The sequence below is a fragment of the Bacillus sp. FSL W8-1141 genome (assembly GCF_038593205.1).
Classification (GTDB): Bacteria; Bacillota; Bacilli; order Bacillales; family Bacillaceae; genus Bacillus; species Bacillus altitudinis.
The window spans coordinates 2,538,549-2,550,633 of the sequence record NZ_CP151973.1 but is presented as its reverse complement, the minus strand read 5'-3'; the positions used below and the strand labels follow the sequence as shown (position 1 = coordinate 2,550,633).

Sequence of the window (12,085 nt, the reverse complement as noted above, 5' to 3'; positions counted from 1 at the left end):
TTTTTATTTGCACAATATTATTCATCTTTTGAAATCCGTGAATCTAGAATTCCTTTACTCTTGCTTTAGCTGCTTTCATTGCTTCGTCTTTTGAAGCAAATCCTTTCCGAACGATCTTTTTTCTTTTCCCTGTTTCTCTATCCAGTGATTCAATGACATACGAAAAAGTGTTGTCTGCACACGGTTTAACACTAATCATGTTTCCCCTCCTGTTTCCGTCATATATTAATTTCATTTTACTAAAAGTTCCATATAAATCAACTGAACATGCATATTAATTTAATTAAATCTAACAGCACAATTAATTTGAGTCTATTCAGGTGTTATAAAACTATATTACCAGCCTACTTGTTACAAACGGTTATTTGTAACTATGGAAATTACTGTATATTTTAAGTTATGCTTGATAGGATTAAAAAGGGGAGGGTTTGATTTGAATAAAAAATGGATAAAAAGAACATCTTTGTCCATTGTAGCTGCGCTCGGTATCTCCTGTACGCTCGGAGAGTTTGCAGATGCAAAAGCTAATCAGACACAATATGTACAACATGAAACAGCAGAATCTTTTACCAAGAACGATCCTGAATTATATCAAGACGCTTTAGACCTCGGCCTAACTGACAGCGATATTTTTACACTTGATAGTCTTTTGGACAGGACAGACAAAGCCACAGTACATAATGCGTTTGTTGTAGTGATGAGTATAATCACAGGCATAGCTGCGGTTATTGGTACCGGTTACGGTGCAGGTCGCTATATTGCAAAACAACTGTACAAACGTAAACAGCTTTCAAAGGCATATTATAAAAAACATAGATGGAAATTCAGAGCCGCTTTGGTGCCGGTCATCGGCATTCCTGGAACGTTTGGCTTTGATGACTACTACATGGACATATGATTATGTTTGAATATATTTTGATTTTACTTATAGTTGCAACTTTGTTACTAACCGTCGTAGAGGTTTCAAAACTCAAGAAAGAAAATAAATCCATCAAAAATGAAATTGAGGATTTAAAGAAAAACATTAACAAATGATGTTTTCAGCCGTCCACCTGGGCGGCTATTTTCTTTTATTTAAACCGCCATTCTTGCTTCTCTTTATCCCATTCAAGTTCATTTCTTGATATAAGGTTCTTAACCGCCTTACGGATTGCTGGCTCATCCTTACCCGTTTTCCGTTTAAGTTCATCCATCGAGGGATTCTTGCGAAACCGACTCATATTGTAGATTATTCGATAAAGCTTCCTTTCAAGATCTGTCATAGTGTACCCTCCTACAATGAGAATGTACGTTCGATTATAAATGTAAATAAAAAACCCTTCAAGTCGAAGGGTCATTTTAAAGAAGATACTTTTTCAGTGATTATCATATGTTCTCCTGAACGTTCGTATGAGAATTTAGCTAATGTTTCCTCTTCATCTATATAAGGAACTTTCCAAAATACAGCGATTTGGTTAATCGTGTTATTGTCAGTTCCAATTTTTGAAGCTAAATCATCACTGAACATTTCCACCATGTTATAAGAAGTTTGAGCAGAATTTTTAAAATCAAACGACAGGTAAACAAGAGCGATTAGTTTGTTATCTTGGTCAGTACTCATATCTTGATTAATTTCGATCTTTTCAATTGAGGCAGACTTGTAATTATCCTCTACAATAGATTCAATTTCATATTCCGCCTCACTTTTCAAAGTAGACAGTTCTTCATCCTTCTTATTAGTAACTTCTGCAGCATTGTCTTTCTTACTTTTTTGTTTAACTTTTGAGGAGTTCTTAATTTTAAAATTAATTTCTGCAGTAGCTACGCGATCATTATCACCGCTAACATTAGAACCCGCAAGATTAGCTCCATCTTTTCCAAAAATCTCTCTAACATGGTCAGGTTGAAGATTTTCGGGTGACGTTTCTACATAAGCAATATACTTCCCTCCTTCAAACTCCTCGCCTTCTTCATTAGAAAATTCATAATCAAACATTCCACCTTCTTGAACATTTACATCAGTAGAGAAGTCATAATAATAGGTTGAACATTTCGGACATTTTAGATCAATTGATAATGCTGTATCTTTAGGTAAATTGCTTTTTCCGCTAATGAAAATTTTTTTATTGCCTTTAATTTTTTTATTCAAGGTGATCTTTACGTTTAATTTTTCTTTATTTTCCATGATTTCTTCTTTTTTAGTATAGTTACTGGTGGATGTATTTTCTGCTTTGCCACAAGCAGTTAAGAATAAGGTACATAAAATCATAAAAAGAAAAGTTTTAATAAGATTCAATACAGACCCTCCAAAACAAATATTTTCCAAATAATTCTACCATATTATTGAATTGGAAAGAGGGGAAATAATGTTTTTTCGAATTAAGAATATTACGGAATTGAAGGTCGGGATGTTATAATTTAGTAAGAACAATTCACAATTGGGGTGTGTTATATGCCTTTCCAAAAAGAATCAGTTGACGAAATCATTAAATATGACGATTACCCTTATAAGGTATATACAAGGGTTTCGACAGACCGTGACGAGCAAATAAGTTCTAAGGAAAACCAAATTGATGTTTGTCGATATTGGATCGAGCAACACAATTACGAATGGGATGACCGTTCTGTTTTGTTAGATGATGGTATCAGCGGAACCGTCCTTGAAGATAGGGCAGCAATGAAATACATTTTTTCATTGGCGGAAAAGAAAGAAATAAAAATGGTGATTTTTAAGTCCATCACACGTCTTGCCCGTGATTTAAAAGATGCGTTATACATCAGAGAGATTCTAGTGTCTAATGGGGTTCGTGTCGTTACACTCGAAGAAGATTATGACTCCCTTTACGAGAGTAAGGCGTCAATGAAATTTGAAATGTCTGCTCTGTTTGCTGAGCAGTTACCTAAGTCTATGTCAGTAAATATAAGTGGTGTACTTGCAGCAAAAGCACGCCGTGGGGAGCACTCTGGGCGTGTACCATATGGATATACGAAAGATGGTAAACACCTTGTAATTAACGAAAGTGAAGCTCAAGTAATTAGGATGATTTTCCACCTTTATAACAACGAGGGGCTAGGTCAGAAAAGAGTTACATATGCATTGCAAGAAAAGTGCAAAATTGGTGAAATACCTCCTCCTAGAACAACAAGAAATTGGCAGCTTACAACAGTTCAAACCATATTAAAAAACCCAATTTATTGTGGCGTGCACATTGCTAATAGACATACCACGATCAAAGTTGATGGTAGAAAAAAATTTATAAGAAATCCACCTGAAAAATGGAACATTTATGAAGACTTTTGCCCGCCGATTGTCTCAAGAGAAGAGTGGGAGAAAGCAAATAATAAACCAACAGTTAATAAAAAAACTAAATTCACACCGTGGAATGAGCTTAGACAGTTGCTTATTTGCGGGAAATGCGGATCTAATATGGTCATTATTCAAACCAGCAGAGCTAAAAAGAACGGAGAGAAAACATATTGGAAATATGTTAAATGCAGTAATTACAGGAGATCTGGTCCCGAAGGCTGTGTGAACCATGTTCCCATCACTTATGAAGAGGTCCGAGATTTAGTTATTGAAAATCTCATTGAATTCTCTAGGGATATATCACATGACTACAAAAAAAATGCATTTGAGCAAAAAGAAAAACAAATAAAGTCTATAAAAGCAGAGTTGAAATCTCTAGAAGCGAAAAATAAAAGGTTGCTTGAACTTTATTTAGAAGATCAAATGATTACCAAATCAGAATTTCAAATGAAGAGAAATGACATTCAAGCTAAAATTGTTAAGTTTGAACAGAGTTTATTTTCCTTACAGCAGGTTCATGATGAGAAAAGTTCAATGATGGAAATGCAGGCGGTTCTACGAGAGCTTGAAGACAAAGAGAACGATTTGAAGCATGTGTTTGATAAGCTTATTGATCATATTGTTATCCATCCAAACGGGAAAATGAATTTTCATTATAGATTTAAATGATCCTGTAAGTTATACTCGTTTGTAAAAGGTATGCATAACAAATGCCATGCAAAAGCTAGGAGTTAAAGGTCGTTCACAGGCCGTAGTCGAGCTTCTGCGTATGGGTGAGCTAGAGCTCTAACGTCAGCCGGTTTTCCTTCCGCACCAGGGAGGAGCCGGTTATTTCTATATCGTTTCCATGAGTCTCTTCTTGCAATTTCTTTGAAAAACGAGGAAAATAGGAATGTACGTTTTAATCAAAGTGAGATGCTATAGTGAGGTATCAATGAAATGGAAACGAATGAGTCAGGCCATGTTGCAGAAATTGAAAAATCATTGCGCCATATTGCTGCAATCATTAAGCAAAAAGGTAGAGAAATTCTGAATCAATATACGATTACTCCTCCTCAATTTGTAGGGCTCCAGTGGCTTTATGAATTCGGAGATATGACAATAGGTGAGCTATCACAAAAGATGTATTTGGCTTGCAGCACGACAACCGATTTAATTGATCGAATGGAAAAAAGTGAACTTGTTGAACGGGTGAAAGATCCGTCTGACCGCCGCGTGGTTCGCATTCATTTATTGCCTGAAGGTGAGCGGATCATTCAAGAAGTGATTGTCAAACGCCAAGAATACGTCAGCGAACTTCTAGGGGCTTTCTCAGAAGAAGAAGCCATCGTTTTCAACCAATCTTTAACGAAACTACAGCAGCAAATGAAAAGAAAATGAGGCGATTTTGTTGGATCAACCCATCGGCGTGATTGATTCCGGCGTAGGCGGTTTAACCGTTGCGAAGGAAATCATGAGACAACTGCCAAAAGAAAAAATTATTTATGTAGGCGACACAAAACGATGTCCATACGGCCCTCGAGCAGAAGAAGAGGTTCTTCAGTATACATGGGAAATGACGCACTACCTATTAAGACATCACCATATTAAAATGCTGGTCATTGCGTGTAACACTGCGACGGCGATAGCACTTGATGAAATTAAAGCAACACTTGATATCCCGGTCATTGGCGTGATCCAGCCCGGAGCTCGCACAGCGATCAAGGTCACAAACAATCAGCATATTGGCGTCATCGGCACAGCCAATACGATCAAAAGTGAAGCCTATAAAGAAGCACTGCTTTCTTTAAAAGCAGGACTAACTGTTCAAAGCCTGGCATGTCCAATGCTTGTGCCGTTTGTGGAAAGCGGTACGTTTTTAGATCATACAGCAGATGAAGTCGTAAAAGCTTCTCTTGAACCGATGAAAGAAACAGGCATTGATACGCTTATTCTTGGCTGCACACACTACCCGATTTTAAAAGAACCGATTCAGCGCTTTATGGGCAGTGGCGTCAACATCATTTCTTCAGGAGATGAGACAGCGAGAGAAGCGAGCACAATTCTTTCATATAAAGGGCTGTTAAATGATTCGAAGGAAGAGCCTGTTCATACTTTTTATACAACAGGGCAGCAGCAAAACTTTCAAAACATCGCTCAAGACTGGTTCGGCTACCTGCCAGGAAAGGTCGAAACGGTTTCGCTTGAACACGTATATCAGCAATAACCTACTTCTCATGGAAGTGGGTTATTTTTTTATGAAAAGGGTCTAATCCTCTGAGGGAGCTCGTATACATACTAGTACAAACCACTAGAGGAGGGTGAAGTATGCTGAAAAAAGGAACTACAGCAGCTGTTACGTGTATTGCGTCAGCCATGCTTTTATCAGGATGCGGATTGTTTCAAACAGACCAAGCGAAAACAGAGATTGATCCACCACAAAATGTCACATTTGTGAAAGAAAATAAAGAAGAGAAACAAACAGCGAAAGAAGGAAAAGAAGAGAAGCAAGCAGATACCGTCATGAGAGAATTATATTTAATTGATAAAAATGGATATGTTGTGTCTCAATCCATTCCGCTACCGAAAAACGAAGGAAGTGCGAAACAAACACTTGAATACCTCGTAGACGGGGGACCGATTTCTAACCTGATGCCAAATGGATTCAGAGCCGTGCTGCCGGCGGACACGAGCGTATCTGTCGATATTAAAGATGGCACTGCGGTTGTGGATTTCTCAAATGAATTCAAAAACTATAAAAAAGAAGACGAACAGCGCATTTTGCAATCAGTCACTTGGACATTAACGCAGTTTGACTCAGTAGCCAAAGTCAAATTAAAGATGAATGGCCATGAATTAAAAGAGATGCCTGTGAATGGGACGCCGATTTCAGATGATTTAAGTAGAGAGGACGGCATTAATATTCAGCACGAGGCTGCGGCTGATATGACATCGACAAAGCCTGTGACCGTCTACTATTTAGCTGAATCTGACAAACAGACGTACTATGTCCCGGTGACCAAAAGAGCACCAAAAGACGATGATGATCCAATTACAGCAGCCATTGATGAGCTCGTCTCTGGGCCAAGCAAAACAAGCCAATTGCTGACAGACTTTGATCAAGATGTGAAGCTCAATGATGTCCCGAAAGTAAAAGACGGTCATGTGACACTAGATTTCAATGAATCCATTTTTGGCAGTGCAGATGAAAAGAAAAAAGTCATTTCACAAAAAGTTCTTGATAGCATTGTGCTGACATTAACAGAGCTGCCAGATGTGAAAAGCGTGTCTGTGAAGGTAAACGGAAAGGCAGAGCTTGTGAACGAAAAAGGAACAGAACTCACAAAGCCAGTTTCAAGACCAGAACAAGTGAATACAGGTAGTTTTTAACGTCACACATTGATATAATGGAGAAAAAGAGGCATGCACATTCGCTGCCTCTTTTTTATTCCAAGCGATTAGAACGGATCGAGGTTGTCAAAGTTAATAGGAGAACCCCGCTGACACCCGCGCGGAATGTATATTGTAACGGAGGTAAAACATGAGATTAGATGAAAGACAATACGACGAATTAAGAAAAATTGAAATACAGGCAGGCTACATCACGCATCCAGAAGGCTCTGTCTTAATCTCAGCGGGAAATACGAAGGTGATTTGTAACGCATCGATCGAGGACCGCGTACCTCCTTTTTTAAGAGGAGAAGGAAAAGGCTGGATTACAGCAGAATATAGCATGCTTCCTAGAGCAACGGCTCAAAGAACGATAAGAGAATCATCTAAAGGAAAAGTCACAGGACGTACAATGGAGATCCAGCGTTTAATTGGACGAGCTCTGCGCGCAGTCGTTGACTTAGAAAAGCTTGGTGAGCGCACCATTTGGATTGATTGTGATGTCATTCAAGCAGACGGCGGAACACGCACAGCATCTATTACAGGTGCATTTGTGGCCATGACACTAGCGATTCAAAAGCTTCAATCAGCAGGCGTTTTGAAAGAAAATCCGATCACTGATTATTTAGCCGCAATATCCGTCGGAATTGATTCTAAACAGGGACTTCTGTTAGATTTAAATTATGAAGAAGATTCTTCAGCTGAAGTGGATATGAATGTCATCATGACAGGCGCTGGACGCTTTGTTGAACTTCAAGGTACTGGCGAAGAAGCGACATTCTCAAGAGAACAACTAAACGGACTGCTTGATTTAGCCGAAAAAGGCATCAAAGAATTAATTGAAAAGCAAAAAGCAGTGACAGGAGAAGTTATCGAATAAAGAGAAGGGTTTGATCAGGATGAAAACTGCCATCATCGCAACGCACAATGCGGGCAAAGCGAAAGAATTCAAAGCCATTCTTGAGCCAAAAGGATTCACGGTCAAAACACTAGCGGACATCGGATTTACGGAAGAGATTGAAGAAACAGGACATACCTTTGAAGAAAATGCGATCATCAAAGCCGAGGCCATTCAAGCCAAAGCAGGTGAAATGGTGATTGCAGACGACTCGGGTCTGTCGATTGATTACCTTGGCGGAAAGCCTGGCGTCTATTCAGCGAGGTACGCGGGCGAGCATAAAGACGATGCCGAGAACGTGGAAAAGGTGCTGAATGAGCTGCAAGGCATCGAAAAAGAAGACCGCACTGCTAGATTCAGATGTGCCCTGGCTGTCAGTATACCGGGGAAAGAGACCAAAACGGTAGAAGGATCAGTAGAAGGCTTTATCGCAGAAGAACCGATTGGCGAAAACGGCTTCGGATACGACCCAATTTTCATCGTCAAAGACAAAGACCAGACGATGGCCGAGTTATCACCAGAGGAAAAAAACAAGATCAGCCATCGAGCGGTCGCGCTTCAAAAGCTTTCATCACTGCTAGACGCAAATGAATAAGGGGGAATGAAGCCATGAAGATACTCATCATTAGTGACAGTCATGGACTCACAGACGAACTTCAAACCATTGCCAAGAGGCATGCGGCTGAAGTAGACATGATGATTCACTGCGGAGATTCAGAACTCGAAACGAACCACCCAGCACTCGAAGGATACAAAGTCGTCAAAGGAAATTGTGACTTTATGGGCGATTTTGAAGAAGAACTCCTGCTCCCACTGGATGGAGGCGGAAAACTATTTCTCACTCACGGACATCTGCATGGCATCAAACAATCCTTGCTTCAAGTCTACTACCGTGCAGAAGAGCTAGGCGCAGACATTATCTGCTTTGGCCACTCGCACATCCCAGGCAGTGAATTGCTAAGAGGAAAACTCCTCATTAACCCAGGCAGCGTGCACCTGCCAAGAGTGCGCAAAGAGCGCAGCTATGCTATACTGACACTAGATGGAATCGAAGCAAACGTACAGTTTTTCACGGACGAAGGTCACGTCATACAAGACCTCGAAAACACTGTCACATTGGAAGGTATTTCATAAGGGTGCAGCATTTGCCCCTTATGAAAAAACTTTCGAAAAACCGTTGACTTTAAAGAACAATAGTAATATAATAAATCTTGTCGCTGAGGTAATTCGCCAAAGCACACTACATAACAACATGTCCCAGTAGCTCAGCAGGATAGAGCAACGGCCTTCTAAGCCGTCGGTCGGGAGTTCGAATCTCTCCTGGGACGTATTTATTTAAAACCGTTAAAAAGCCAGAAACATTGATAAAACAATGTTTCTGGCTTTTTGTTTTTTCCTATTGTTTAACAAAGATGGCCTTACCTTTAGCGATCTTTTATGACTCCAGTAACTGATGCATTGGAAGGAGCATGAGTTTCTACGTTTACATAGATAGAATATTTAACACCTTTATCAAGCCAAACGTCGGTACTTTCAGATTTATTGCCTTTTGATCCTCCAACATAAAATCTTTGTACTGAGTTAGATGCTGAAGCATTTTTTCTAACTTCACATAAAGCATCTATATTATCTTTAGACGTACTTCCAGAATAAGTACATGTGAATTTCATATACTTACCATTTCCGGTGAATTCAATTTCTTTTGCGGCATTGTCAGATTTTTTTGCTGATAAACTAACAAGAGTTGCTGCTTGAGTTGAAGCTACAAACGGTATTGAGAAAAAAAGAATTGCTGTTAAAGCTGCGACAAGTATTTTTTTCATAAGATAACCCACTCTCTTTATTATTTGGTACAATAACTATTATTTGACATATTTTTAGTTTATCCTTCCATATTTAAAAATAAAAAGAGGAATTTAATTGGATATTAATGAAATATATATGATAAGATTCCGAGTTTTTTTATTGATCGATTAATTGGGGGAAGAGATTTTAAGTAATTGTATTTATGAAATGATATTATTTTAATTTCTTATAAATAAAAATCAAAACAGGAATAAAAGACAAAAAATAGAGAAATAACAAAGAAAGTACATAATCCCAAACACCCAGAAAAACAATGAAATGAATGATCACTTGTACAATATCAACCCAACAAACCTATTATACGAAACGGGTGAGACATCTAGCAGCTCAGAAGGTGATCAACTATTTTCAAAACAGTTAGTCTATATTGAGGTCACAAGCGGTCATATCGTTGCCTGTGATCCTTTTGTTTCAGAGGGAGATCAATCTTTTTCTAAGAAGGTTTATCCGGGAAAATATCCTATTCTACTTATGGTTAAGCGGTTAGAAAGCGGAGACGAACGCGTAGCCTATGCAATGATCAAGTTTACAAACGAGCAAGCAATAGAGTGGGAGCTTGCTACAAGAGCGGGGCAGGAACTCAAACATTTGAAAGAAGACGAGTTTTACGGTTACGGTGTAAATACGGGTATGGGCTGTTTCATGGATGCTGAGGCTGCATTAGATTTACAAGCTTATAAGGATAAGCGCTATAAAGAGGACAATGATTTTAATTTTTATGAGGAATTTGCAGAAGCGCTTGAGCAAAACTACAAGCACACATGGGACTGGCTTGTCACCCGTTTTCATGACAAGGTGGACATTGCCATGTTTACAACAGGCTTCGATGATGGGATGTATTCAAGCTTTTGGGGGCTGGATGAAAACGGGGATCCTGCTTGTCTTGTGACGGATTTTCTTATAGTGGACTGATGAGAAACCCATGAAACTATGGGTTTTTTTATTTGTTTCTGAATATCGTGTCTTTATAGAAATCGTGAAGGAGATAAAGTTGAAATAAATAAAAGTTGAACGGAAGAAAAATAGATAAATATACAACGATTAGTGAATCGGTATTAGATAATAAAGTGTTAAATTATTAAAAATATAACAAAAGTATGAAGAAAGTCATAAAAAAACCGATAAATGTTGAGTACACAATTTTAAGGAGTGATTTTCTTGAAAAGATTAGGATTAATATTCTTCCTATTAATCTCGTCATTAATTTATCCGTTACATTCAGTAAAAGCAGACACAGTAGAATGGAAAGAACAAGCAGATTTGCCAGAGGCACGTGTTGGTGCTAGTAGTGGAGTAGTTGACGGCAAGATATATATCATAGGTGGTCAGGGGCCAACTCAACGACAAGGTGCAGATCAAACTTTTGTTTATGATCCTGAGAAAAATGAATGGTCAAGTAAAACATCAATGCCAACTCCTAGATATGGGGCTGCTACGGCAATTTTAAATGACCAAATATATGTCATAGGTGGAATGTCTACAGATGGAGTAGTAAAGACAGTAGAAGTTTATAATACTAAAAATGATTCGTGGGAAAAGCTTGAAGATATTCCACTGGAAACAAAAGTTTCACCATATAGAATATATGCGAGCAGTGTAAAAGGGAAAATCTTAGTTGTCGCAAAAGAAGGTAACTATCAAATGAAAACATACAGCTATGACCCGGATACGAAAAAATGGGAAAAGAAAAGTTCTTTAGATTATAATGTGACTGCCGGAACGTTGAATGAGATAGATGGTAAGTTATATTTATCTGGGGGAACAGAGGGTTTAAATAAAATGATCGGTGAATACGATCCTGACACAGATACGTGGATTAAAAAGCAAGGTGGTTGGTCAGCGGGGTATTATGCGACAGCTGTTTACAATAATAAAGTTTTACTTACAGGTGGAACTGCTAGATTATCGGTACATGATGTAATGCTAGGGACCAGGTATAGCGTTCAAACACCTAAAACCTTTTATAGAAAGGGACACTCCGCTGCTATTGTCAATGATAATCTTTATATCATTGGGGGAGAAGAAAACACAAATGGTGATATGCCTCGTGCAAGAGAAAAATTTAAATCTGTCATATCACTTTCTCTAAAAGACGCATTACCTCAAGAAAACAACACCGAAACCCCAGGCGACAAAGACCCAGAACCAACAACACCACCAAAAGACGATGCAACAGATGAAGACGGCGATGCTCTACTTATCATCACAATGGTCAATGGCTTACAAAAAGAGTATGACCTTTCAATGAAAGAAGTCACCGCCTTTCTATCCTGGTACAAAAAACGTGATGCCGGCGAAGGTCCTGGGTTTTATGAAATTGACGAGCATGACAACAACAAAGGTCCTTTTGAAAGTAAAAAGGACTATGTGGTATTCAACAACATTCTCATGTTCGAGGTCAATAAATATAAGAAGTAATTGATATCAAAGCCATCTAGTCAAACTAGGTGGCTTTTGCGTTTGTTCGACAGTTTTCACCAATTTTAAGGCAAATTTAAGCTTCCATTTCATTTCAATTACATTAAATCTTTGTTACAATAAGACAGCTTTGCCCGAAGACACGTTCATACTTTGGACATCTTTTTTTCATCAATTCTTAAAATTTTTATGTTTTGATATGAAACTCTTTTGATGATCCATGCGTCTTTATAAGTGTCAAAAGAAAA

General features: G+C 38.5%; 14 protein-coding genes, 1 tRNA gene and 1 pseudogene. 12 read left to right on the top strand and 4 right to left on the bottom strand.

What is annotated here, in order from left to right:
- Positions 1–43: 43 nt before the first annotated feature.
- A complete protein-coding gene (locus NSQ52_RS13030) occupies positions 44–199 on the bottom strand; it encodes an Arm DNA-binding domain-containing protein (RefSeq protein WP_161796774.1) in 156 nt (51 codons plus the stop codon).
- 234 nt (positions 200–433) lie between these two features.
- On the opposite strand from NSQ52_RS13030, the gene NSQ52_RS13025 reads away from it, so the two are divergent.
- Positions 434–898: a hypothetical protein gene (locus NSQ52_RS13025; RefSeq protein WP_047947301.1), complete on the top strand. Its 465-nt coding sequence runs from the start codon at positions 434–436 to the stop codon at positions 896–898.
- 172 nt (positions 899–1,070) lie between these two features.
- Here the strand turns inward: NSQ52_RS13025 and NSQ52_RS13020 are convergent, their stop codons facing one another.
- Both NSQ52_RS13020 and NSQ52_RS13015 read right to left on the bottom strand, forming a co-directional pair.
- Positions 1,071–1,262 (bottom strand): hypothetical protein, encoded by a 192-nt coding sequence (locus NSQ52_RS13020; protein ID WP_061408882.1) that lies wholly within the window; start codon positions 1,260–1,262, stop codon positions 1,071–1,073.
- 71 nt (positions 1,263–1,333) lie between these two features.
- Positions 1,334–2,275, bottom strand: coding sequence for a hypothetical protein (locus tag NSQ52_RS13015; protein WP_342473407.1), 942 nt, complete (start codon positions 2,273–2,275; stop codon positions 1,334–1,336).
- A gap of 156 nt (positions 2,276–2,431) precedes the next feature.
- Between NSQ52_RS13015 and NSQ52_RS13010 the strand changes: the two genes are divergently transcribed.
- From NSQ52_RS13010 to NSQ52_RS12970, 9 genes and pseudogenes are all read left to right on the top strand, one after another.
- Positions 2,432–3,955 carry a recombinase family protein gene (locus NSQ52_RS13010; protein ID WP_047947303.1) on the top strand — a complete coding sequence of 508 codons (1,524 nt, stop codon included), beginning with the start codon at positions 2,432–2,434 and terminating at the stop codon, positions 3,953–3,955.
- A 34-nt stretch (positions 3,956–3,989) separates the two neighbouring features.
- Positions 3,990–4,076, top strand: a pseudogene (gerE, locus tag NSQ52_RS13005) (spore germination transcription factor GerE); the annotation flags it as partial.
- A gap of 149 nt (positions 4,077–4,225) precedes the next feature.
- The gene (locus tag NSQ52_RS13000) at positions 4,226–4,666 is read left to right on the top strand and encodes a MarR family transcriptional regulator (RefSeq protein WP_007501606.1); all 441 of its coding nucleotides are present in this window, start codon (positions 4,226–4,228) and stop codon (positions 4,664–4,666) included.
- Between the two features lie 7 nt (positions 4,667–4,673).
- Positions 4,674–5,492 (top strand): glutamate racemase, encoded by an 819-nt coding sequence (gene racE / locus NSQ52_RS12995; RefSeq protein ID WP_100218322.1) that lies wholly within the window; start codon positions 4,674–4,676, stop codon positions 5,490–5,492.
- 101 nt (positions 5,493–5,593) lie between these two features.
- On the top strand, positions 5,594–6,655 hold the full coding sequence (locus NSQ52_RS12990; RefSeq protein ID WP_035701809.1) for a GerMN domain-containing protein: 1,062 nt from the start codon (positions 5,594–5,596) through the stop codon (positions 6,653–6,655).
- Between the two features lie 151 nt (positions 6,656–6,806).
- Positions 6,807–7,535 carry a ribonuclease PH gene (rph, locus tag NSQ52_RS12985; RefSeq protein ID WP_024718627.1) on the top strand — a complete coding sequence of 243 codons (729 nt, stop codon included), beginning with the start codon at positions 6,807–6,809 and terminating at the stop codon, positions 7,533–7,535.
- 10 nt (positions 7,536–7,545) lie between these two features.
- Entirely contained in the window at positions 7,546–8,148 is a 603-nt protein-coding gene (locus NSQ52_RS12980) for an XTP/dITP diphosphatase (RefSeq protein ID WP_007501598.1), read from the top strand.
- 14 nt (positions 8,149–8,162) lie between these two features.
- Positions 8,163–8,687: a metallophosphoesterase gene (locus NSQ52_RS12975; RefSeq protein WP_039166965.1), complete on the top strand. Its 525-nt coding sequence runs from the start codon at positions 8,163–8,165 to the stop codon at positions 8,685–8,687.
- Between the two features lie 120 nt (positions 8,688–8,807).
- Positions 8,808–8,881: transfer RNA gene (locus NSQ52_RS12970), tRNA-Arg, on the top strand.
- Between the two features lie 96 nt (positions 8,882–8,977).
- Here the strand turns inward: NSQ52_RS12970 and NSQ52_RS12965 are convergent.
- Positions 8,978–9,376 (bottom strand): hypothetical protein, encoded by a 399-nt coding sequence (locus NSQ52_RS12965; protein ID WP_212361228.1) that lies wholly within the window; start codon positions 9,374–9,376, stop codon positions 8,978–8,980.
- Between the two features lie 301 nt (positions 9,377–9,677).
- Between NSQ52_RS12965 and NSQ52_RS12960 the strand changes: the two genes are divergently transcribed.
- Positions 9,678–10,331 (top strand): DUF4241 domain-containing protein, encoded by a 654-nt coding sequence (locus tag NSQ52_RS12960; protein ID WP_342473406.1) that lies wholly within the window; start codon positions 9,678–9,680, stop codon positions 10,329–10,331.
- 246 nt (positions 10,332–10,577) lie between these two features.
- The gene (locus NSQ52_RS12955; RefSeq protein ID WP_342473404.1) at positions 10,578–11,837 is read left to right on the top strand and encodes a DUF1668 domain-containing protein; all 1,260 of its coding nucleotides are present in this window, start codon (positions 10,578–10,580) and stop codon (positions 11,835–11,837) included.
- Positions 11,838–12,085: the final 248 nt, after the last annotated feature.

Excerpts from the sequence above, each read along its gene's own strand:
- NSQ52_RS13030 (WP_161796774.1), bottom strand. The coding sequence starts at position 199 with ATGATTAGTGTTAAACCGTGTGCAGACAACACTTTTTCGTATGTCATT.
- NSQ52_RS13020 (WP_061408882.1), bottom strand. The coding sequence starts at position 1,262 with ATGACAGATCTTGAAAGGAAGCTTTATCGAATAATCTACAATATGAGT.
- NSQ52_RS13010 (WP_047947303.1), top strand. The coding sequence starts at position 2,432 with ATGCCTTTCCAAAAAGAATCAGTTGACGAAATCATTAAATATGACGAT.
- NSQ52_RS13000 (WP_007501606.1), top strand. The coding sequence starts at position 4,226 with ATGGAAACGAATGAGTCAGGCCATGTTGCAGAAATTGAAAAATCATTG.
- NSQ52_RS12990 (WP_035701809.1), top strand. The coding sequence starts at position 5,594 with ATGCTGAAAAAAGGAACTACAGCAGCTGTTACGTGTATTGCGTCAGCC.
- rph (WP_024718627.1), top strand. The coding sequence starts at position 6,807 with ATGAGATTAGATGAAAGACAATACGACGAATTAAGAAAAATTGAAATA.
- NSQ52_RS12975 (WP_039166965.1), top strand. The coding sequence starts at position 8,163 with ATGAAGATACTCATCATTAGTGACAGTCATGGACTCACAGACGAACTT.
- NSQ52_RS12965 (WP_212361228.1), bottom strand. The coding sequence starts at position 9,376 with ATGAAAAAAATACTTGTCGCAGCTTTAACAGCAATTCTTTTTTTCTCA.
- NSQ52_RS12960 (WP_342473406.1), top strand. The coding sequence starts at position 9,678 with ATGAATGATCACTTGTACAATATCAACCCAACAAACCTATTATACGAA.